The sequence below is a fragment of the Luteolibacter sp. genome, assembly GCF_039920825.1.
Classification (GTDB): domain Bacteria; phylum Verrucomicrobiota; class Verrucomicrobiia; order Verrucomicrobiales; family Akkermansiaceae; genus Luteolibacter.
Window position 1 is genome coordinate 26,178 of sequence record NZ_JBDSCX010000068.1, and the last position, 22,727, is coordinate 48,904.

A 22,727-nucleotide genomic window follows, 5' to 3' on the forward strand; every position below is an offset into this window, starting at 1 on the left:
TGGAGCAGACAACGCGAGGGCGTCAGCCCGTAGGGTCGTCCGAGCCGGACGAAGTCAACGCTGCGGCGCATCCAATCACCTCTGCAAGGGACACGGACTCCTGTTCGAACGAGCCCTTGGTGCCGGCGTGTGACATCTTCCGCAGCTCGGCATGCACATCCGCCATCAACGGTGTGGCGAGAAGTCGGTCGATTGTTTTCCGCTCGTCCGCCGTCAGCGGAAGCCCCGCATCATCCGGACGGAACTTCATACACAGCGGCCGGAATGCGAACCCGGTTTTTTCCCGCAGATCGCGCAAGATATCGAAGCCTGCCGGATCGCTGTCGCCGAAATGCAGGCAATCCAAATCCGGGCGGAGCATTCCAAACAAACGCCGGACCGCTGAACCCGGGAAGCTGGTGTGAACGAGCAGCCATCCATGATTCCGTTTCGCCAGTTCGAGGAACACCTCCTCGTTTTCAACCGTTAGGCAAAGCATCGCATCGGTGGTCACCTCATCGGCCTGAGCCAGGTTGATCTCGGAAATACGGCACGGCCCCGGTAGCAATCCGAAGTCCACCCGTTCGTTTCCGAATTTCAAAACCAACGGACCGTGAAACGTCAGTGCCCTGGGTTTCTTCAAAATCCCACAGTCCTCCAAAGCGCACACGTCATCACCGCGGATCGCCTGGAGCGCGGAAATCAACCTGCTCTCCAGTTTTTCCAAGCGTTTCGAATCACCGCAGATCACGCTGCTGGCGAATCGGATGAGCGACTCATCCTGCCAATGGATCACACCTAGCAGCGCCTTGAGAAACTCTTCATTTCCAGCAGGATCATCGCGCCTGAATGGTTGCACGCTGCCTTGGATGACAGCTTTGTCCTCCAGTGATTCGCACCAGGCCCGCCACGGTTGCCGCCAGCTTTCCGGCACCGGCTGATCCGACATCGCTTTGAAAAACGACGCCAGTTCCGATCTTTGGCCGCTTGGCGGACTTTCACGCAATCGTTGGAAAAGCCACGACTCGCCGCCCTCCTTGGACAGACGAACGCGCTGATAGATTCCGGATCTTGCGGCGCGGTCGAGTGAAAGCAGATTCCCTGATTCCAGCTCCGCCCGTTTCAGATCGTCCTCGGCCTTCTCGCGGTCGTCGCCATCGTGGCAATCCGCGTGACGCAGCAATTGCTCGTAATCACAGATAAAATCCCGGGCACCGCCATGGCTGCCGGCGGCGGACTTTCGATAGAAATCCGCCAACACCCGCAAAATTCTTGGAACGTCATGAGGCATGGTCGTCCATCCATTTCCTGCCTTCCGGTGTGTCACGGAACAATACCGACGGCACATTGCGCACACCCACGCGCGAGCCCCGGCGCTCCTCTTTCCGCGTGATGACGATCAGCTCGTCGCACTGACTGAAGGCGTAGGGAATGTTGCCGCTCGACATCGAGAACATGCCTTGCAAATCAAGTTCCGCCATCGCTTGCAAACAGTTCTGAATGCGTTCGCCGGAGAGTTTGGAAAACGCCTCGTCGATGGGAACCAGCGCCAGAGACGGTTCTTTGCGACGCGTTTCATGGCGGTTGTAGGCGTGCAGATAGCTGGCGAGGATGGCGACGAAATACGGACTCTGGTTTTCACCGCCGCTCATCTTGCCGCTTTGTTTGTCCACACTTACCGGCTTGCCGTCGGGATCGCGGATATCGGTGACGAGCAGGTCGTAATCGAAATACTGGCGGTAGTCCAACAGCCGCGCGGCGTCCGGGCTGTTCGCGTTCTTTACCAATGTCGTTAGGAATGTTTTCAGCGCTTCCTTGAGATCTTCGCCCATGCTGGCGAAGAATAGCTCATCCTCGTGGTGCAGCGCGTTCAGGTCGATCAACTCCCGATAGATCCGGAATTCCGGGTTCAGCTTGCGGTCGATCTTGTAGCGGTCGTGACCGATGGGGCGCTTGAGCTGGTGATTGAGCAGCGAGATGATGTTCTCCACGTTCTTGATCGCCTGCTGCATCCGGCTGAGCACCTGCGTGCGGAAGAGCGATTCCCAGCGCTTCCGCTCGGTCGCGGATTTTTTTTCATACTCCGGAATGTTAGCGTCTTCGATGAGACCGAGCACGCGTTCGTAAGGCTGCGTGTCGCGGCCGTCGTCCGGCAGATCGTCGAACTTCGGTTGGAAGGTCTTTTTGAAATCCAGCATCGCAACCTTGAGATCGCCGATCGTGTTTGCGGCCAGAATCTCCGCTGCTGCTGCGGCTTTGGTAAATTCACGGGCGCGGACATCAAGCGCCGGAGTGTATTCGGCGGCCTCCTGTTTCCATGAACGGTAGCGCTCAAGATGGGCGCTGATGTCAATGCGGAGCTTCGCTCGTGAGAAATCGTCCTCGCGGCCCGAAGCTTCCTTTTGGCGCGATTCCAACATCTTCTCCGCCTGCTCGATGTCCTTGTGGCCGCCTTTGCGGAGGATTGCGTTTTTCTCGCGATCCCACGCGGCGAGCTGCTCCTTGAATTCCTCGATGCGCCCTTCCAGAGTGGCGATCTCGTCGGTGGCGATGGCATTGAGCTGGGACATGAGGTCCTCGTGCTCCGATTGTTTGTTAGGAAGTTCTTCCACCCGCACCAGTTCCCGGGAAATGTCCGAATGATCGGGAATCTCCTGCTGCCGTGCGGCGATGAGCCGTTCGATTTCACGCTCGATTGGCTCAAGCCGGCGCAGCGCGGCATCGATCTCGCCAAGTCGCGCGAGCTTGATTTCGAGCTGACGCTTCAACCCTCCCTCGCCGATGAACGGCTGGCCGTCGTAAGGCTGCGGACGCGTGATGACGGAGCCTCGCTTGTGCAGGCCATCCGGCAGAATGGCGGAATCATGGCGGGAAAAATCCGCAGGTGTGGAAACCCGGATGGTTTCGCCGAACAGCGAATCGACATATCCCTGCGCCGTCTCGTCACTGCAGCGGATGACTTCGGCGAGCGAGTTTTTCAATCTGCGGGATTTGCTAGCAGCGGGGATCTTTCCTGAATCAATCACACGCTGTGGTCCGGCTTTCAGCAGATCCGCGGCGGGCAAACGCGAGAGGATGTCGAGCGCCTGCGCGTGATGGCCGGAAGCAACAAGCACGGCGAATTTCTCTTCGAACGCGACTTCAGCCGCCGCACGCCACGCTTCATCCTCCACTTCGCAAAGCTCGCGCAACGCACGTGGCGGCACTTCGCCCGGCAGCGTGGGGAGGTTTTCGCGTAGCGCGGCGAGCAGCGGCTGCGGAACGGGTGGGAGGCCGCGTTTGAGAGCATCGATTTGCGAATCGAGATCGGATTTTTCCGAACGCAGGCGCCGGAGTTCCTCGGCATCGTTGCGGAAACGATCGCGAAGTTGTTTGCAAAGCTGATCAGCCGCTGTGGCGAGGAACGCGAGGCTGTTGGAGGTCTCGGAACGTTCGCAGGAGTCGAGAAAACGCAATGATTCGTCCATGCGGGAAACATCGACGAACGGATGCACCGGCGCTTTCCCCACATCCTGCATCCACTTGCGCGCGGCCTTCAGTCGATGAGCGAGGCCGCCGTCGATCTTGCTGGCGAGCGCGCGGAGCCGTTCGATCTCGATCTCCAGCTTGCGGATGCGGTCGGCCAGATCCTTATAAAGCCGGCCTTCGGTGGATTCGTTGAGCAGGGCGATGGAACGCTCGCGCTGCCGCTGCGTCTCAGTGCTGAGAGATGTTAGTTCGGCGAGCCGGGCCTCGTCCTCCGCGAAATCCTCGCGCAGTTTCGTCAGGCGGCTTTCCATTGATGCCACGTCCGCCGCCGCGTGTTCCCACGCGTGCTCGGCCGCGAGATAGGTCGCAACGTCGCGGTCGCGCTCGGCTTCCTTGAGCGTTTTGGATAGCCCGCGGATACGCAGCAATTGATCCAACTGGGATCTCAGTTCGCGCAGCTCCCGCTCGTAGGATTCGAAGTTTCGGAAGCTTGATGTCACATCCTCCACCGGCACGGATTCGGCGGGCAGCACGAACTGACGGCAGAAGTCATCGAAGCTCTTGAGGTTTGTGAACGACATCGCGCTCGGCAGCAACCGCTCCAGCACGTCCTTGTTAAAATTGAGATGGCTCGGGTTCGCCATGTCGCGCAGATACTCGCGCGAGGTGGTGAAGAGCCGTCCGCCCTTCGAATCGATCAGACTCTTGAAGTCGGCGAGCGTGCGCGTCCGTTGTTTTCCATCCTCCGGAGAAATTGCTAGAAAATCCTCACGCTCCAGTGAAGCCGGACAATAGAATGGCGTCGTGAACCCGTCGTTTTCCGACGTGTTGCGGAACTCGAAACGCAGTCCCCAGGTTTCCTTCCGCTTCCCATCCGGCCAGGTGAACTCGGCGGCGATGTAAGTGGTCACGCCCTTGTCGTGGAAATACTGCGGTTGGCCGTTTTCCTCGCGCTTCGTATCCAGCAGGCAATACCCCTTGATCGTCCGGTCGCTTTTCGATCCCGTGGCGCTGCGGTTGAAATGATGCCGCGCGCGCTCCGGGCCGACCAGGACGAGCATGAGCAGGTCCATCAGGATGGATTTCCCCGAACCGGTGACTCCGGCCAGCACGAGGTTTCCCACCACGGGCAGCGAGTCGCGATAGCCATACCAGTTCAGCGCGTGGATTTTCGTCAGACGGATGGCGCGGCTCATGATTCTTCCTCCTCGATGATGACAGGCTCTTCCGTAGGTCCATCGATTTTCTGAAAACTTGCGGCGGTTTCCGTCCACGCTGCCAAATCGCGGAAAGGCACCACACGGCGGATGGCGGGCAGCACTTCGATGCCGGATTCCTCGAACGGCTCGGCGGGTTCGAAACGGATGAGGTGAAACCGAGCCGCCTGCCTCAGGATTTCCTTCATGCGTTTTATTGTTAGCAATCCCGCCGCGTCTGGCAGGAGCTGGTCCTTGATCAGGCCGTTCAACTCGGCGACAGATAGAAACGCCTGCGTCTGTCCTTCGTCACGCCAGCGGACGTCGCCCGCATACCACAGCGCGAGCCAGACCAGCGTGGCATCCTGGCGCAGACGGATCTGCAAAGCGGATGTCCGGGGAATCGCCTGCACCATGCGCTCCTCATGCATCAGCGCGACGTCGAGACCGACGAGCGCGGCGGCCTCTTTCACCCAATCGAAATACTGGCGGCACCAGTGATAGAGCGCCGAGCGTCCCGCATCGAGCCCGAGGATCGATCCGTGGGCCAACAGCTCCTGTACGGCTTCGCCAAGCCGTGCGCGGTCTTCGTCGGATAGACGCAGCAAGGTGGGCGTGTCCTCGGGAGTTTCAGGGATTGGCAAATCGTCGCTCATTTCTTGATCACGGAAAAACGTTCGACCACGCAGCCTTCCAGCGAGTCCAGCGCCGGCACATGCCCCTCGTCCTCGGTGCGGTCCATCACGATGCGGTAGCGCGCCTCGGCGGATTCGGAATGGAGCAGCAGGGAGATGAGGTCGGTGAAACCGGATTCACCTTGGATCGGCAGATCCGCGCTCAGGATGCGGGAGCCTTTTCCTCCATCGAGAGATGCGACGAACGTGTTGGCGCGCAGCACCGAAAGTGAATCCCGCAGCGCCCTGCCCATGTTCTCCAGGCCGCTCTCGCGATCCTCATCCTCCGCGGAATCCTCGAATGCCTCCTGTTCCGCCGCAGCGCGGCGCTGAGGTGGCGAGTAGAGCGAATCCAGTCCGGCGGGCAGTCTCACCTCCGGCAGTCGCGGCGACGGGAGCTCCGGCAGATCCGCCGCGTGATGGGAAAGACGCTTGCCGGATAGAAGCGAGTTCGCCCGCTCGAAGAACGCCTTGATCTCGCTCCGCCTCTCGCCGGTGACATCCTGCAAGTAACGGAACCTGGCAAGCGAACGTCGGGAGAAATCCGCCGTGCCGCGGTCGATCTCGTCGGCCATCGGCAGGACGCGTTCGAGCATGGATGAAAGTTCGTCCAGCGCGTTCCTGACTTTGGCACGGGCGGTTTCCGCATCCATGTTGGGATTGCGCCGCAGCACCTCGACCTGCATATCCGACATTGTGCCGCAGTCACCGCACAACCGATCATCGATTCTCCGGACGGCCTCCGGCAACCGCAGCGGGAGGCGCGCGCGGACCAGTTCCGAATAACAGGCGTGGGAAACCTGCTCCGAGTAGTCGTCGAAAACCACAGATAGATTCCCCTTCAACGTGTCCTCTTCCAACTGGCGGCGGGTGAAACGTTGCACGGATTTTTGCATCGAGCGCAGCTCGTTCAGTCCCTCGCGAACATTCGAAAGGCAGTTTTCCACGGTCTGCCACGGGCGTTCGGAAATCTCCACCTCGTTTGCCAGCAGTGCGCAGACCGCCATCAGTTTGTCCGTGAAAACCGCGGCGTCGGGCCAGGCGATTTTCCGCAGCGCGGCAATCAAGGTTGCTCCGTGCGCATCGAACTGAAGTGTCCGCCGCCAATCGCGACGCGGCGGTTCTTCCAGCCAGCGGCATTTCAGGAGATGATCCAAAAGGAGGCGCGCTTTCTCCCGCTGGGATCGTTCGGTTTGATCGAGGGAACCGTTTTCCTCCTCGATTTCCAATCCGGGATGCCGCTCGAGCGTGTCCGAAATGATGGCAAGTACCTCTTCACGAGCCAGTCCGTCGGGTCGTTCCGAGGCTTCGTGTTCGAGCGAATCCAACACATCGACATAGAACGGAGCGTTTTTCCCCGAAAGCACCCGGAAGAAGCCGCTGCCCCGCGTTTCGCGGAACAACGCTGTGGACAGATGCTCCGCGCTCATGCTTTTTGCTGCGCTGAGATCAGCGGATTACTCCGCCGCTTCGTCGGTGCCGGATTCGGTTTCACCTTCTTCGATTTCACCCGTTGGCTCGTCGCTTGGTGAATCATCGCCATCCGGAATCACTCGGGAAATGTCCTGGAGTTTCTCATTCCCTTTGAGGGTGAGGAGTTTCACTCCTTGGGCATTACGACCGGTTTCGCGGACTTCGGCGGCGCGGATGCGGATGCTTTGACCGCTGGAGGTCATGAGCATGAGTTCGTCTTCCTCGGTGACAGTCACGGCACCGACGACCGGGCCGGTCTTGTCGGTGACCTTCATGGTGATGATGCCTTTGCCGCCGCGCGATTGCTTGCGGTAGTCCTCGAAGGTGGTGCGCTTGCCGATGCCATTCTCGGAGGCGACTAACAAAGTGGATCCTTGGGTAACGAGGGCGAGGCCGATGACAAAGTCGGTTTCGCTGGGGCGGATGCCCATCACACCGGCGGTGCCACGACCAAGAGGACGGGTGTCGTCTTCGTGGAAACGGAGGCTCATGCCTTCGTGGGTGACGAGGATGATTTCGTCGCCGCCGGAAGTGAGACGCACGCCGATGAGTTCGTTGTTCTCCTCAAGGTTGATGGCGATGATGCCGTCCTTGCGGTAGTTGCGGAAATCGTTGACGGCGGTTTTCTTCACCTTGCCGCTGCGGGTGGCGAAGAAGACGAAACCGGCTTCCTCGCGGAAGGTGATGTCGTTGCCATTCTCGTCCACCGTGCGTTCGAGGCGAAGGAGTGCGGCGATCTTTTCCTCGGGTTTGAGGTTGAGCACGTTCTGTATGCTGCGGCCCATCGCGGTGCGCGAGCCTTCGGGAAGTTCATACACCCGCTCGACATACATGCGGCCGGTGTTGGTGAAGAATAACAGATAGTCGTGCGCCTGGACGCTGAAGAGGTGCTCGATGAAATCGTTGGCTTCGTCCTTCTTCGTGGCGCGGGTTTCCATGCCCTTGAGGCCTTTTCCGCCACGGCCTTGGACGCGGTATTCGCTGGAGAGGGTGCGCTTGATGTAACCGCGGTGGGAGAGCGTGACGATCATCGCGTCGTTGGCGATGAGGTCTTCCATCGCGACTTCGCCGGCTTCTGCAACGATCGAGCACTGACGCGGCGTGGCGTACTTGTCTTTGATCATGCGGAGCTCGTCCTTGATGATGATCAGCACGCGCTCCTCGCGGGCGAGGATGTCGAGGAAGTCCTTGATGTCGACGAGCACTCCGTCGTATTCGCCCTTCACCTTGTCCTGCTCCATGCCCGTAAGCTGATAGAGGCGGAGTTCGAGGATGGCGTTCACCTGACGCTCGCTGAAGGTGTAGGTGTCGCCGGAGATCGACGGCTGCGAACGGATCATGATGCCGAGCGACTCGGCGGTGGCAACCGGGAAGCTGTAAGCGGCCAGGCGTTCGCGGGCTTCGTCGCGATTTTTCGACGAACGGATGATCTTGATGAAGTCATCGAGGTGGCCGAGGGCCAGCAGGAAGGCTTCGAGCAATTCGGCGCGTTCCTCGGCCTTGCCTAACAAATAGCGGGTGCGGCGGATGATGACTTCGCGGCGGTGCTCGATGTAGGCATCAATGGCCTCCTTGAGTGAAAGCTGTTTCGGGCGGTTCTTGTGGATCGCCAGCATGTTCACGCTGAAGGAGGTCTCCATGGAGGTGAGCTTGAAAAGCTGTGCCATCACCACCTGTGGGCGGGCGTCGCGTTTCAACTCGATCTCGATGCAGGTGTCCTCCGCAGAGAGGTCGCGCATGCCGGAAATGCCGGTGAGGGTCTTTTCATTGACCAACTCGGCGATGCGCTCCTGAAGCGTTGCGCGGTTCACGCCGTAAGGCACGCCGCGGATGATGATCATCGAGCGGCCATTGTCGTTCTCCACGATTTCCATTTTGCCGCGAAGGCGCATGGAGCCGCGGCCGGTGCGGAAGTATTCCTCGATGCCGCGCATGCCACGGATTTCGCAGGCGACCGGAAAGTCGGGCCCCTTGATGAACTGCATCAGCTCCGGCAGCGTGATTTCCGCATTGTCGATCTGCGCGCAGATGCCGTCGATCACCTCGCCGAGGTTGTGCGGGGCAAGGTTGGTGGCCATGCCGACGGCGATGCCGGTGCCGCCGTTGACCAGGAAGTTAGGGAATGCCGAGGGAAGAACGGATGGCTCGGTTTGCGAGCCGTCGTAGTTCGGTTGGAAGTCGACGGTGTCCTTGTCGAGATCCTCCATCATCGCCATGCCCAGATGGTGCAACCGGGCTTCGGTATAACGCATGGACGCAGCGGAATCGCCTTCAACGGAACCGAAGTTACCCTGGCCATCCACTAACATGTCACGCATCGACCATGGCTGGCCCATGTTGACGAGGGTCGAGTAGATCGATTGGTCGCCGTGGGGGTGGAAATTACCCATGGTTTCACCGACGATCTTGGCACACTTGACGTGGGGTTTTCCGGGGCCGACGCCTAACTGGCGCATGGCGTAGAGAACGCGGCGTTGGGAAGGCTTGAGGCCGTCGCGCACATCGGGCAGCGCGCGCGAGATGATGACGGACATCGAGTATTCCAGGAACGAATTGGAAAGTTCCTCGGCGACGTTGATCGGCTTGATATGTTCTTCAGACATGGAGAAGTTGATGGGTCAAGAGTCAGGAGTCATGGGTATCTGACTGCGGACCGATGGATTTGATGTAAGCGTTGAGACGTTTGCGGAGTGCTTCGAGATCGCGATACAGATCGCGGGCTTGCTCGGCATCGATCAGGTCACGCCGCGCGGCTTTTTCGAGCCACGTTTGGGTTTCGGTGAGCGACCCTCTGGCGTAATAGCAGAATTTCTGGTTTTCCTTGAAATGAAAGCGGCCGTGTCCTTCCGAGATGTTGGCGGCGATTGAATCGGATGAGCGTACGAATTGTTTGCCAACGGTGTCTTTTGCGAGGAAATCCCAGTGAACCACCCAGCCCCAAACGACCTCCCCGAGGCGCATCGCCTCGCGGTAGATTTCCAGATCGTTCAGGGATTTGCTCATTTCACTCTTCACTCGTGGCACATGACTCATGACGAACATCATCAGACGTCGAGATTGCGAACGTTGAGGGCGTTGTCTTCGATGAAACGCTTGCGGGGTTCGACGACATCTCCCATGAGCACGTCGAACATCTTGTCGGCCTCAACGGCGTTATCCTCATCGAGGCGGACGCGGAGGAATTGGCGGACGGTGGGATCCATGGTGGTTTCGAAAAGCTGCTTGGCGTTCATTTCACCAAGACCCTTGAAGCGTTTGATCTGCACACCGCGGCTGGCGATTTCCAGAACCTTCGCGAGGATTTCCGGGACTGCGAAAACCGGGGTGACCTTTTCCTTCTCGCCTTCACCTTCGACGACTTCGAAAATGGGCGCGTCGTCATTGAAGAAGACGGTGGTGTCGATGCCACATTCGGTCAGGCGGGCGAAGAGGCGGGTGATCGCATGCGACTCGTGGAGCTCGTGGAGATTCGCACGACGCGACGGGCCTTTGTTGAGAGCCAGTTCCTCTTCGGTTAGGATTTCGTCGAAAAGACGAAGGTCGCGGTTTTCCGCAGCGTAGCCGCGGAGTTCGGCCTCGGTGGAGAAATAGCGCACGCTCTCGTCGTTGCCGATGCGGATACGAACCATGTATTCCGGCAGCGCTCCGTCGCGGCGGGCGTCGAGATAGTTTCTAAAATTGCCACCATTGCCCTCGATGGAATTCGTGAAGCGCGAAAGCGACGAAAGGCTATCGAGGATGACCTTGAGTTCCTCCGCGGTGAAGCTGCGGGAGTGGTCGGTAGTGCGGAGGAGGACTTCGCCGGCGCCGAGTTCGATAAGGATCTTGTTGAGCTGGTCGTTGTCCTGAACGTATTCGGAGCGCTTCTTGCGGGTGACCAGATAGAGCGGCGGCTGGGCGATGTAGAGGAAGCCGCGTTTGACCAACAAGGGCATGTGACGGCAGAAAAACGTCAGGAGGAGCGTGCGGATGTGGGAGCCGTCAACGTCGGCATCGGTCATGATGACAATTTTGTGATAGCGGACCTTGTCGATGTTGAATGAGCCTTCTTGCTCGCCATCGCCGATGCCCGCACCGATGGCGGTGATGAGGTTCTGGATTTCCCGGTTCTGCATCGCGCGGTGGAGGCGGGCTTTCTCGACGTTGAGGATTTTGCCCCGCAGCGGGAGGATCGCCTGCGTCCGCCGGTCGCGGCCTTGTTTGGCGGAACCACCGGCGGAGTCACCTTCGACAATATAGAGCTCGGACTTAGCGGGATCGCGCTCGGAGCAGTCGGCGAGTTTTCCGGGGAGGCCACCACCTGATAGGGCTGACTTGCGAACGGTCTCGCGGGCTTTTCTAGCAGCCTCGCGGGCGCGGGCGGCGTTGAGGGATTTTTCGATCACCCGCTTGGCGAGGGCGGGATTCTCCTCGAAATACTGCATGATGCCCTCATAGACAATGGACGAGATGACCCCTTCGATCTCCGCGTTGACCAATTTATCCTTGGTCTGCGAGTTGAAGCGCGGGTTGGGCATCTTCACGGAAATGACCGCCACCAGACCTTCGCGGACATCGTCACCAGTTAGAGCGGCATCCTTGTCCTTAACGATCTTGTTGACCTTGGCATATTGGTTGATGCCGCGGGTGAGTGCCGTCCGGAAACCGGTGAGGTGGGTGCCGCCGTCGCGGTTGGGGATGGAGTTGGCGAAGCAGAGGATCTGGTCGTTGTAGGAATCGTTGTATTGGAAGACGACGTCGGCGAAAACGTCGTCTGTGGTTTTCTTTCCGTCGTAGTCGAGTTCGATCTGGCGCTTGCCGTGAAGCACGATCGGATCATCGTGGATGACGGTCTTGTTTTCGCCTAACTGGACCACGAACTCCTCGATGCCCTTTGCGTAATAGAAGGTGGCCTTCTTCAACGACTCGGGGCGCTCGTCCTCAAGGTCGATGATGAGGCCGGGGTTAAGGAAAGCCAACTCGCGGAGGCGGGTGGACAGGCGGTCGAACTTGAACTCGATGGTATCGACGAAGATGGTGGCGTCCGGAAAGAAGGTGATCATCGTGCCGGTTCTGCCGGGATCGACTTCACCGATGACATGCAACGGCTTCGTCGTCTTGCCGCGCTCGAAGCAGATGAGGTGAACCTTGCCGTTCCGCATGATCTCGGCCTTGAACCAATCGGATAGAGCGTTGACGCATTTCGCTCCGACACCGTGGAGACCGCCGGAATATTTGTAGGCTCCTTGTCCGAATTTGCCGCCAGCGTGAAGATTGGTTAGGACCAGTTCGACGGCAGGCATGCCGAATTTCTGGTGCATGTCGACCGGAATGCCGCGGCCATTGTCGGCGACGGAAACGGAGCCGTCGACATGGATCGCGACCTTGATCCGCGAACAATAACCGGCTAGATGTTCGTCGATCGAGTTATCCAAAACCTCGAACACGCAGTGATGCAGACCGCGTTCGTCGGGATCGCCGATATACATGCCGGGGCGCTTCCGAACCGCGTCCAAGCCTTCCAGCTTGTCGATTTGCGCGGCATCGTAAACTTGTGCTGCAGCGACCTGCGTTTCTGCTTTTTGGGGCTCGTTAGGAGACTCGGACATGGTGGGGCCAGAAGGTCTGAAATCCTACTCCCGGAGACAAGGAACTTCGTCGCAAAACCATGGGTTTTTTCGACCCACTTTCAACCAAGATAACTCATTGTTTATGAACGAATTAAACACTTGTTATTTCCCCACCCAAACCTTCAAAAACCATGACACGGCGAGACATGCGCAAATCGCCAAAATAAACATCGTGAGGATCAATAGCGTCTTCATGACTTCCCGCCGATCCAAGTGCTCGCGGTCCCAATTGGAGTCCGCCGAGATACTGCCTTTGCTCCGTTGTGAGGCGGAGTTTTTACCCTGATGTGGTGAAATTTTCCCCCTCCGCGGAAAAGGCGCGACGACCGCAACTGGGACGGATTGCGGCGCTTCGTGGGAGTTGGGAGCACTGATCATTGAAGCACAGGACGGACATGGTCCGCTCACGCCGGCCAAACGAGGCCTAACCGACAGCGTCATGCCACATTCCGGGCAAAGGAAAACGAGTGGCTGGCTGGAGTCCGGGTCGCGAGGAGATGAAGCCAACACGGTTGAAGTGAACTCCGCACCGGTCCACGAACTCAAGCCGGAAGATCAGGAAAGAACGATCAAACCGCCATGCCAAGGCATGCACGCTGCCATTTCAAAAGCACGTCCTTGGGCTCGACCTCGCCTTCAGCCAAGGATTCCAAAGTGGCCCGCGGTGCGATCAGGGATCCTTCGATATCGAGTTTTGCCGCCTCGTGCTCACGCGTTTTGATGAGGAGATCGACCCTGCGTTCAAAATCCCGGTCACGCTTTCTGCGCTTGCCGGCCGGGCGCTCGGGCCATTCCGATTCAGGAAGGCTTTGAACCGTCTCTACGGCGGCGCGAAATCTCTTCAAGCGGTCCGGCCGGAAATGATTGGGAAGAGACAGGTTGCGGTTCGCGGCAAGATCGATGCTCCATTCCAAGAGCTGGCGATTCGGAGCCACCATGAACGACGGACGGTCCCAGGATTTGGCTTCGCCGTCACGCCATTGCCACAAGGCCCGCAGAAACGCCAATCCATACGGCTCCAGCTTGCCTGACCCTTGGACTCGCCAATTCTCCTCTTTTGAGTCATCCCGATCCAAAACCCGCTGCCGGGCGGCGAGGCAACTCTCCTCGAACCATTCGTAACGGCCTTTCTCCTTGAGCTGAGAAACGATCATGTCGCCCATTTCGAGGAGATAATGCACATCATTGAGCGCATACTCGATCATCTTGGGAGACAGAGGGCGCTTGCCCCAATCCGCCTTCTGCGACGATTTGGAGAGCTCCACTCCGAAATATAGGTTCACGAGATCCCCAAGGCCGAAGCGACGGGCCCCGAGCAATCTCGCACCGATCTGAGTGTCATAAACGACAGCAGGCAATTTCCCGAACTGCCGCTTGAACATCGTCATGTCATAATCAGCTCCATGCATCCACACCGTCGCCGATGACAGATACGTTCCCAACGACGACAAATCCTCGATCGCCAACGGATCAATGAGGACGCATTTCGCGCGGTCGGCAAACTGGATCAAACAGAGAGACTCGCGATAGCGATGCAAACTATCCGCTTCCGTGTCGATGGCGCATATCGGATTTTCGGAACCGCTGCGACTCGTTTCAAGATGGCAAACGAGCCGCTCCGCAGTGTCGATCATATCCGAGCTCATCAACTGACAATCCAGAGTGTGAAAATCCAACCCGCAGGCCGCTTCAAGAGACTACCCAACAGCCCGATCCGCACGTTACTTCTTCAAGGTGATTTTCACCCGATAGATGTCGTTGTCGGTTCCCGGTGGCTGGATCGGGGTACCGGTGGTCGTGTCATAAACCAAGCTCCGGACCTGAATCGTGGCAGACGCGGGCAAATTGGCGATCGCCGCAGTCCGAACGGTTTGAACCGTCCAGTCGGTGTCGGTTTTGAATTTCGACCAAGTTTTGCCCTGATCCTTACTCCGTTGAAGGGTGTAGATAACACCCGGAATCGTTCCGAGCTTCTTCTTCACATCGAATCCGAAATAAGAAAATCCGGTGGGAAGTCCGAAGAAGGGATCAACCGGTTGAACCAGTTCTGTCACCGGGGCAATCGGGATACTTGCGGAATTTGAAGCATTGCTGTCGAGAATCCACTCGTTCAGGTTGTTGTATCCGTCTTTGTCCGGATCTTCCAGAATGCCAGTACCTTTCGATGATGTGGGGAAATCGATATCCACGTATTCGGTGTAGCGATCCACCACGACGACAGGAATCTGGAAGGTTCTTGTGGAGAAGTCATAAGTGACTCCACCGGTTTGCAAATTTCGGCGCAAATCAAGTTGCACGACCCCTGTGGTATTCGCGTTGAAAATCGGCGGGGTCGTGAAGGAGGTGGCGTAGGGCGTCGGAAGCAGGACCCGGGGTTCACCGCCATTTTGATAAGGAGGGAAAATCGAGAACGGTTTTCCCGCGTAAGTCGTCACCGTATCCGAGGTAGGATCCTTATCGTTCGCAATGGCCTTGATGGAAAAATAGAGACTGTCCGCAGACGCAAAAACGGTGGTGGGAGACATACCCGTCCAATTGATGGAGTTTGGGCGGAGATAGCTCATTTCAATGAAGCCATCCTTGTTCCATTTGTTTCCATTGACTTTGGTAAATTCGAAGCCGCTAACCGTGTTGTTGATCTCCTGCTTGCCTTCCAACATCGGGTAAATCACCGCTGCGATCGGAGCAGGAATATCGGGGTTCCCTAGGCGCGGGAACGAATAATAGTAAACGCCCGGAACAATATCGCTTTGGAATTTATCCCGTTGCTTTGAAGTGTAGCCGGTCCGCTTGTAATAATTCGTGATAACATATTCGCTGATGGTGCTCGGAACCGTGAGGTTATAAAACAACGAATAGCTGTTGTCAGTGAAACCACCTGAGGGCCGCGGAAGTGTGGAAGCCGGTGCCGCATTCAAAAAGATTTTTTCCGCCTTACGGGGAGCAACGATGAACGCCGGGTAGATGCTGGAAACCAGAAAATACGGGTAAGCAGGATTAATTCCATCGATCGTGCCAGCACTTATCAAAGCGGTGGTTCCCGGTGAGCAGATATTATTGTAAAACCCGGGACCATAATACTGATACCATTCACATCCGCTGATGTAGGTCGCGCTTCCGTCAAGAAGCTGGGAATTGAAGGTTCCACCTTGGAAAAAAATGCCCTTTTTGTTTTGCCGGTAGGTAATTTTACTGCTGAGAGAGAACGAAAGCTGGGCGTTGGCTGGCAGCGCCGACCCTGCCACTAGGGCGGAAATGAGCGGCAAAGAGAGGGTTTTGATCCGAATCATGTGCGGAAGATGGTGTGGGTAATTGGAGCTGACAAGAGGAAATTCGACGTTCCTCAGACTAATTGGGAAATACTTTGTAAGCACGGAACGATCATGCGACTTGGAAAGACGCGGCTTGATCCGGAGTCAATTCCAGGACTTTCCATGGGAGCCCGTAAACGTTCAAATCAGCCATGAACGAATCGGGATCGAGTTGCTCGATATTCCAAACTCCCGGCTGGTTCCAAAGTTGCGCGAGAATCTGCTTCGCGCCGATCATCGCCGGAACGCCGGTGGTGTAGGAAATCGCCTGCGAACCAACTTCCGCGAAGCATTCCTCGTGATCGCAGATGTTGTAAATGTAGATCGCCTTGGGCTTGCCGTCCTTGATTCCGGTGATGACGTTGCCGATGCAGGTGCGGCCTTTGGTGGATTGGCCGAGGTCGCCGGGATTCGGCAGGACAGCCTTGAGAAACTGGAGCGGGACGATTTCCACGCCATTATAAACGACCGGATCGATCCGCGTCATGCCGACATTTTGGAGGACTTCCAAATGCTTCAGGTAATTCGAGGAAAACGACATCCAGAACTGCGCGCGACGGATCGTGGGGATGTGTTTCACCAGCGATTCGAGCTCCTCGTGGTACATCCGGTAAATTTCGTAGGTTCCGACGCCGTCCGGGCAGGTGAATTCCTGATGCTTCGACATCGGCGGCGTTTCGACAAACTCACCGCTTTCCCAATGGCGGCATTCGGCAGTGACCTCGCGGATGTTGATTTCCGGGTTGAAATTCGTCGCGAAGGCCTTGCCATGGTTGCCGCCGTTCACGTCGATGATGTCGAGCGTGTGGATTTCGTCAAAATGGTGTTTCAGCGCCCAAGCGGTGTAAACATTGGTGACGCCGGGATCGAAACCAGAGCCCAGCAACGCGGTGAGACCGGCCTTTTCAAATTTTTCCTGATACGCCCATTGCCAGGAATACTCGAATTTCGCCACGTCCAGCGGTTCGTAGTTCGCCGTGTCCATGTAGTCGCAACCGGCGAGCAGGCAGGCGTCCATCAAATTCAGATCCTGGTAGGGCAAAGCGACGTTGATCAGCAGTTTCGCCCCGGTTTTGCGGATGAGCGCTGCCGTTTCCTCCGCATTGTCGGCGTCCACCTTGGCGGTGGCGATGTCGCGGCCGGTCCGTTGTTTCACTTCGGCGGCGATCGCGTCGCATTTCGAGAGGGTTCGCGACGCCAAAGTGATTTCCCCGAAGACCTCGGGAACCATGGCGCATTTGTGGGCGACGACGCTGCCGACTCCGCCGGCTCCGATGATAAGGACTTTGTTCATGATCTGATGAGGCACAAGGGGTGAAAGAAAGCCGCACGGCTTGCAAGAAATTCTCCGTGACGTCTGCCAATACTTTCGCGGATTTTTCCGACAACTTTTCGGTAGCGCGGCGTTTTCATCCCTGAAAGGCTAACGCCAGACAAAAAAATACTTCTCCATGAAACTCACCACCCCTTCCTCCAGCTTCCGCCGCCGCGCCGGTTTCACCCTGCTCGAAATGGTCATCGTTCTCGGCATCATCGCGATGATCCTCGGCGGTGCGATCTACTCGATGAAAAAGATCGGCAACTCCGCCAAGCTCAGCCAAGTCGAATCCGACTTCAAGAGCTTCGAAAGCGCCCTCGCCATGTATAAGCTCAACGGCGGCACCTTTCCCGTCAGCCAGCAAGGACTGAAGGCACTTGTGGAAAAACCTTCATCCACCCCGGTTCCACGCCGCTGGGTGCAGATCATGCCCAAAATTCCGTTGGACCCATGGGGCGTTCCTTATGGCTATCGCTTCCCGGGCAAGAAGATCGCCAGCGAGTTTGAAATCTACAGCAGCGGCCCTGACGGCCAGGAAAACACCCCAGATGATCTCAGCAGTCAGGACGAATAAGCCGCTGCGGGGCTTCACCCTCATTGAGCTGGTCATGGTCATGGCCATCGCGGGTGTCGTCATGGCCGGCGCGGTGGGACTAATGGTTTTCTCATCCGACGAGCGGGCCTTGCGCAATGCATCCGGTGAAATCGAGCTGATGGCCAAACGCGCCCGCACCATTTCGATCCTTCACCAGACGCCCTATGCTCTGGAATTCCGGGATGGCCGTGTGAACCTGCTGCCCTTCGCCCAAGCCGGCCGAGACGAGAAGAAACTCTCCAGAAGCCGCGGTGTTGTTGACGAACCGGAACCCAGCGGCGCAGCCAGCGAAAACCGCTGGTTCAAGCTTCAGGATGGCATGGAACTCTCGATCCGCCATTGGAATTCCGACAAGTGGCTCGCCACCGCCAAGAATAACGTCCAAGTCTGGCGATTCGATCCGGACGGTCTGTGCGAACCGATTTCCGTCCGACTCACCCTCAACAAAAGCTGGGCCATGGACACCTTTCACCCGCTCACCGCTTCCATCAGCGATAGCGAACTCGAAGCCAGATGACCCTTTCCCGACAGCGCCTGAAACGCGGATTCCTTCTCCTTGAGATGGTTCTCGCGCTGGGCGTGTTCGGCATCGCCGCGACCGGATTCGCCGTCGCGCTCAAACGCATGGCCCAGGCCGCGCAACTCGCCCAAAGCGAACTCAGGATCACCCGGATTCTCGACAGCGCGATCGATGAAACGCTCTCGCTCCCGACCATGGAGGAAGGGGAAACCAGCAGCACCGTCGGCGAAACGGAAATCGAGCTCCTCACCAAGATTTCACTCATCGAAGACCTGCAAACCGAAGACGGTCAACAACTCGCGGAGATGTTCCACATCGAGATCAATGCCAAATGGTTCGAAAACGGCGCTTGGCAGGAGCGCGCCGTCGATACCTGGCGCTACGGACGCATGTACCAAACCCAGTGATCACCTCCCCTGTCAAAACCCGCATTTCCGGATTCACGCTGCTGGAGCTCGTGCTGTCCATGGCCATCCTTGCCATCATCGTCGGCATGGTTTTCGGCACCGCGCGGACCTCTCTCGCTTTGGGCAACACCATCGTGCAAACCCAGAACGAGGAAATGCTGCATCAGGCGTTTTTCGAACTCCTCACCCAGCGCTTTTCCGCCCTGCCCGGCAATACCCGGTTTGATCTCCAGGTTTCGGATTCCGGCTCCCACTACCTGTCGGATCTGACGCTGCAAAACGTTCCGCTCGGTTTCACTTGGGGCGGCCAGGCCCGCATCGCCAAGGCCGTCCAGCTCAGCACCGTGAAAAAGCGCAGCGGCTACCTCGACATCGTCCTGCGCTATTACGAAAATGAAATTCTCCCGGATTCCTCGGGAAATTCCACCACTCCCGCCGCCGATAACAAGCCGTTCGCGGAAATCGTCCTGCTAACAGACGTCGCCTACTTCGAATGGCGCGTCTTGGACGGCCGCTCGATGGAATGGCAATACGACTGGGATTTGCAAGGACGCCTGCCGCTTCAAGTCGAACTCACCATGGCCGTCGGTGCCAAAGGCGAGGAAAGCCGCCAGATTTTCTGGATTCCACCGAAGGCAAACATCGAGACCCAAATCCGCCAAATGGTACAAAGCGGTGGACAAACCACTCCAACTCCAACTCCAACTCCAACTCCAACTCCGGTTCCAAAGCCATGAGGATTTCCACCGTCAGCTCCCGGAAACCTCCCGGCGCGGCTCTCATGGCCGTGCTCTGGCTGATTGCGATCCTGGGCATGGCATGCATGGCCGCGCTGCGCGTCATTTCCTTCGACATGGAAATCGCCTCGGCCAAAGTCCACGGTTCGCGCGCGCGCCAAATCGCTGAAATGGGAATTGCCGTCGGGTCGAACTACATGGTCAAAAAGACCGATCCCCTGCTTCACCGCGCCAACCCGGAAACCGGTGAGAATTTCGACGTTAGAATCATTTCCGAAGGTGGCCGCTTCAACATCAACTCGATCCTCCTCCAGGACGACAAGCCCCTGCTGCGCGAAATTTTCATCAAATGGGGACTGGAGCTCGAGGATGCACAGAACGTCGTCGATGCCATGTCGGACTGGATCGATGCCGATGACAACGTGGCCCTGAATGGCGCGGAAAAAGATTTCTACGACAAGGAAGGCCGCATCAACCAGCCGTTCAACCGCCCCTTTTACGACCTTAGTGAAATGAGCCTGGTGAGGGGAATGGATCTGGTGGAAGCGGTCCGTCCGGATTGGCGCGACTGGTTCACCATCTGGAGCGGAGGCCCGCTCGATCTGAATGAAGCGCCTGCGGAATTGATCGCTGCCGCCGCGGAAGTCTCGGTGGAAAATGCCGATATGATCCCGGAAAAAGTCCGCGGCGCGGATGGCGAGCGTGACACCGCGGATGACGTCCCCTATCAACGTGCTGATGACGCGCTCAAGGAATTGGGAATTGACACCCAGAGCCGTCCGGATATCGCCAAGCGCTTCACGGTGAATGATCCCATCACCCGCATCGAAAGCATCGGCATCGCGGAAGGTGCCAAGCACAAGATCACTGTCATTGTCCGCAACCGTACCGGAAGACCGGCCCTCCTCGAACGCACTGAAGAAACCATCCCGTGAGCAAATCCACCGACAACGTTCTTCTCGTCCCCGGCGAATCCGGCTGGGAAATCTGGACCGGCCCATCCGCCGCCGAATTCACCCTTCACAGCGCCACCGCTGTCGAGCTCGCCAGCGAACTCACCGACCTTCCAGCAGGTGACGTCCTGCTGCTTTTCCCGGTGAAATCCGTCACCGCCGTGCCGATGCGCGTGAGCAGCGACGATGAGGCGCTGTTTCCCGACCTGGCCGCGCTCCATGCCGAGCGTCTCGGCCTGCGTCCGGACCCGATGGCCGGCCAGCTAACCGACGTTTTCGTGATCGCCCGCGAGGCGGAGAACAGCGCGCTGGTTTCCGTCCTTCTGCGCACGCCGGTCGATAGCGAAATGCCACCGCGCGGCCCGAAAGGATTCGACATTTCACCCCGCGCCTATCCGCTCGGCGGCGATGCGCTGGCGGTTTGGAAAGAGTTCGGCCGCTGGGTTTTCAGTCTCTATCATCAGGGAAATCTCGTCTATTGCCAAGCCACCTCCGGCACTTCTTCCAGCCCGGATGAAGCATTCGCCCGGGAAATCCGCCTCGCACTGATCCAGCTTTCGATGCAGGGCTTGGAAATCGAGCCTGCGCACATCGCGCTTTGGACCAGTTCGCCCGGAGTCAGTCCGGCAGCGCTGAATGCGGCATTCAAGGCCCCCGTCGAGGTCCTTCCGCGGCCCGCGCCCGTTCTTCCGAACCCGCTCAGCAAACTCCTACCTGCCGACGTCCGCTCCGCCCGCCGCGCCGCCCGTCGCAAACAAAACATCCTTCTCGGCGTCGCCGCCGTGGCGCTGCTTTACTTCGGCATCATCGGCTGGTTCTGCTACGGTTTGTGGAAAACCAGTTCGGACACCGCGAAATTGCTCGCCGAGGCGAAACGGATCGCCCCCGAAAGTGCGGCCTACACCCAACACATCGCGAAATGGGACGAACTGGCCAACGCCATCGAACTCGCCAATTCTCCGGTCGATATCCTCAAGCGTGTCGCCGACTGCATCCCGCCACAAAGCGGCCTGCGCCTGAAAACCGCCGACATCAGCGCCACCGAAATCAAGCTCATCGGCGAGGCTGGCGCGCTGCCCGCAGTCAATTCTTTCAGCCTCAACCTCGGCAAGAGCAACGGCCTCACCCGTTTCACCTGGCAAAGACCCGAGCCCAGCCAATCGACCCGCGGCTGGGAGTTTGTCTATAGCGGGGAAGTCCCCGCAGCCGCCACGCAGCCCTGATTTTCCACTTCACCGACAAAACCCCACTGCTGCGGCATTAACCGGGCAGCATCCTTCTCCATCCGCTCCTTTTCTTTTCCTTTCTTCATGTCCGACCGAGAAAAAAAACTCCTGATCTTCTTCGGCATCGCCGGCTTCGTGATCATCAATTTCCTGGGTTTCAACATCGCCCAAGCCAAGCAGATCAAGGTGAAGGCGGAAAACGCCATCGCCCAACAGGAGCTCGCCAAAGCCCATATGATTCAGGACAGCAGCGAGCAAGTCACCGACCAGATGGAGTGGCTCGCCAAAAACGAGCCCGAGCCTGCCGAAAACCAGGAAGTCCAAACCAAGCTCCAGCAAGTCGTCGAGCGGGCAGCGAGCGAGACTGGCCTCACCATCAAGCCCGGCCAAAAACCTCTACCCACGGATACCACCGGCACCTACTACCACCGCGCAAAAATCCAGATCGCCGTCACCGGCACGGAAGACGCGCTCTATCGGTGGTTTGATAAACTCAACGTGCCGGAACAACTCCGCATGGCTTCACAGATCCGCCTGTCGCCGAACACCCAGGACGACACCAAGATCGACTGCACCGCTACCGTCGAACAATGGTTCGTTCCATCCACCTCCTGACCTATCTGATTTTATGAAAATTCCGGTCATTTCCCTACTCTCGCTCGCCCTCGTCGGCCTCACCTCTGCGGAGATCCCCAAAAAGGGACAACTCGGTAGCTACAGCAAGCTTTGGAACGATTCGCCGTTCACCACCAAACCACCTCCGATCACCGGTGGCCCGGAGAACAACCCCTTGGATGACTACGCGCTCATCGGAGTGTCACCCATTGGCGAAGGAAAATTCCGTGTCACGCTGATCAACAAGAAGAAGCCGGATGAACGCATCATGGTCTATTCGGATAGCACGACGTCCGATTTCAAGATTCTCGGTGTGACCAAAAAGGCCGGAGATCCATTGGGCACCGTGGTCAGCATGTCTTCAGGAAAACAAACCGGCACCGTGCGTTTCGACGAGAAACTGCTCGTCATCACTCCAACGGCACCGCCGAAACCCGTGCCCGCTCAACCCGGCCAGCCGCCGATGCCAGGACAACCGCAGCCTGGTGGTGATCCCCGTCAGCCGCAGGCACGGCCCCGGGTCGTCCCGCCACCCACTCCGAATGGCCAGCCGCAAGTTCCTCAACCGCAAGTCGCACAGCCGCAAAACAACGCAAACGCCCAGCGCCCGCAACGCCGCCGCAACTAATTCTCCAATCTGAAATTT

The 22,727-nt window shown here is 58.0% G+C and carries 18 protein-coding genes; 8 read left to right on the forward strand and 10 right to left on the reverse strand.

Annotated elements, in window-relative coordinates:
- Positions 1-22 precede the first annotated feature (22 nt).
- The 10 genes from ABIQ96_RS19650 to ABIQ96_RS19695 form a co-directional block, all read right to left on the reverse strand.
- A complete protein-coding gene (locus ABIQ96_RS19650; protein ID WP_348216343.1) occupies positions 23-1,270 on the reverse strand; it encodes a Wadjet anti-phage system protein JetD domain-containing protein in 1,248 nt (415 codons plus the stop codon).
- The gene (locus ABIQ96_RS19655) at positions 1,260-4,643 is read right to left on the reverse strand and encodes an SbcC/MukB-like Walker B domain-containing protein (RefSeq protein WP_348216344.1); all 3,384 of its coding nucleotides are present in this window, start codon (positions 4,641-4,643) and stop codon (positions 1,260-1,262) included. The genes ABIQ96_RS19650 and ABIQ96_RS19655 overlap by 11 nt, the downstream gene beginning before the upstream one ends.
- Positions 4,640-5,299, reverse strand: a complete 660-nt coding sequence (locus ABIQ96_RS19660) for a DUF4194 domain-containing protein (protein WP_348216345.1) — start codon at positions 5,297-5,299, stop codon at positions 4,640-4,642. The genes ABIQ96_RS19655 and ABIQ96_RS19660 overlap by 4 nt, the downstream gene beginning before the upstream one ends.
- Entirely contained in the window at positions 5,296-6,747 is a 1,452-nt protein-coding gene (locus tag ABIQ96_RS19665) for a Wadjet anti-phage system protein JetA family protein (protein ID WP_348216346.1), read from the reverse strand. Before ABIQ96_RS19665 ends, ABIQ96_RS19660 begins: the two co-directional genes overlap by 4 nt.
- A gap of 27 nt (positions 6,748-6,774) precedes the next feature.
- Complete coding sequence (gene gyrA, locus ABIQ96_RS19670) at positions 6,775-9,393, reverse strand: DNA gyrase subunit A (protein ID WP_348216347.1); 2,619 nt, start codon at positions 9,391-9,393, stop codon at positions 6,775-6,777.
- A gap of 22 nt (positions 9,394-9,415) precedes the next feature.
- A complete protein-coding gene (locus tag ABIQ96_RS19675; protein ID WP_348216348.1) occupies positions 9,416-9,793 on the reverse strand; it encodes a four helix bundle protein in 378 nt (125 codons plus the stop codon).
- Positions 9,794-9,834: 41 nt separating this feature from the next.
- Positions 9,835-12,378: a DNA topoisomerase (ATP-hydrolyzing) subunit B gene (gyrB, locus tag ABIQ96_RS19680; protein ID WP_348216349.1), complete on the reverse strand. Its 2,544-nt coding sequence runs from the start codon at positions 12,376-12,378 to the stop codon at positions 9,835-9,837.
- A 590-nt stretch (positions 12,379-12,968) separates the two neighbouring features.
- Positions 12,969-14,033 (reverse strand): hypothetical protein, encoded by a 1,065-nt coding sequence (locus ABIQ96_RS19685; protein WP_348216350.1) that lies wholly within the window; start codon positions 14,031-14,033, stop codon positions 12,969-12,971.
- Between the two features lie 87 nt (positions 14,034-14,120).
- A complete protein-coding gene (locus ABIQ96_RS19690; protein ID WP_348216351.1) occupies positions 14,121-15,689 on the reverse strand; it encodes a hypothetical protein in 1,569 nt (522 codons plus the stop codon).
- Between the two features lie 91 nt (positions 15,690-15,780).
- Entirely contained in the window at positions 15,781-17,004 is a 1,224-nt protein-coding gene (locus ABIQ96_RS19695; protein ID WP_348216352.1) for a saccharopine dehydrogenase family protein, read from the reverse strand.
- A gap of 157 nt (positions 17,005-17,161) precedes the next feature.
- On the opposite strand from ABIQ96_RS19695, the gene gspG reads away from it, so the two are divergent.
- The 8 genes from gspG (at position 17,162) to ABIQ96_RS19735 (ending at position 22,709) form a co-directional block, all read left to right on the forward strand.
- Complete coding sequence (gene gspG / locus ABIQ96_RS19700) at positions 17,162-17,602, forward strand: type II secretion system major pseudopilin GspG (RefSeq protein ID WP_348216353.1); 441 nt, start codon at positions 17,162-17,164, stop codon at positions 17,600-17,602.
- Positions 17,577-18,140: a prepilin-type N-terminal cleavage/methylation domain-containing protein gene (locus ABIQ96_RS19705; RefSeq protein WP_348216354.1), complete on the forward strand. Its 564-nt coding sequence runs from the start codon at positions 17,577-17,579 to the stop codon at positions 18,138-18,140. Before gspG ends, ABIQ96_RS19705 begins: the two co-directional genes overlap by 26 nt.
- Positions 18,137-18,550 carry a type II secretion system protein gene (locus tag ABIQ96_RS19710; protein ID WP_348216355.1) on the forward strand — a complete coding sequence of 138 codons (414 nt, stop codon included), beginning with the start codon at positions 18,137-18,139 and terminating at the stop codon, positions 18,548-18,550. Before ABIQ96_RS19705 ends, ABIQ96_RS19710 begins: the two co-directional genes overlap by 4 nt.
- Positions 18,547-19,287: a type II secretion system protein GspJ gene (locus tag ABIQ96_RS19715; protein ID WP_348216356.1), complete on the forward strand. Its 741-nt coding sequence runs from the start codon at positions 18,547-18,549 to the stop codon at positions 19,285-19,287. Before ABIQ96_RS19710 ends, ABIQ96_RS19715 begins: the two co-directional genes overlap by 4 nt.
- A complete protein-coding gene (locus ABIQ96_RS19720) occupies positions 19,284-20,222 on the forward strand; it encodes a hypothetical protein (protein ID WP_348216357.1) in 939 nt (312 codons plus the stop codon). Before ABIQ96_RS19715 ends, ABIQ96_RS19720 begins: the two co-directional genes overlap by 4 nt.
- Positions 20,219-21,463: a hypothetical protein gene (locus ABIQ96_RS19725; RefSeq protein ID WP_348216358.1), complete on the forward strand. Its 1,245-nt coding sequence runs from the start codon at positions 20,219-20,221 to the stop codon at positions 21,461-21,463. Before ABIQ96_RS19720 ends, ABIQ96_RS19725 begins: the two co-directional genes overlap by 4 nt.
- 87 nt (positions 21,464-21,550) lie before the next feature.
- Positions 21,551-22,081, forward strand: coding sequence for a hypothetical protein (locus tag ABIQ96_RS19730; RefSeq protein ID WP_348216359.1), 531 nt, complete (start codon positions 21,551-21,553; stop codon positions 22,079-22,081).
- Positions 22,082-22,094: 13 nt separating this feature from the next.
- Complete coding sequence (locus ABIQ96_RS19735; RefSeq protein WP_348216360.1) at positions 22,095-22,709, forward strand: hypothetical protein; 615 nt, start codon at positions 22,095-22,097, stop codon at positions 22,707-22,709.
- Positions 22,710-22,727: the final 18 nt, after the last annotated feature.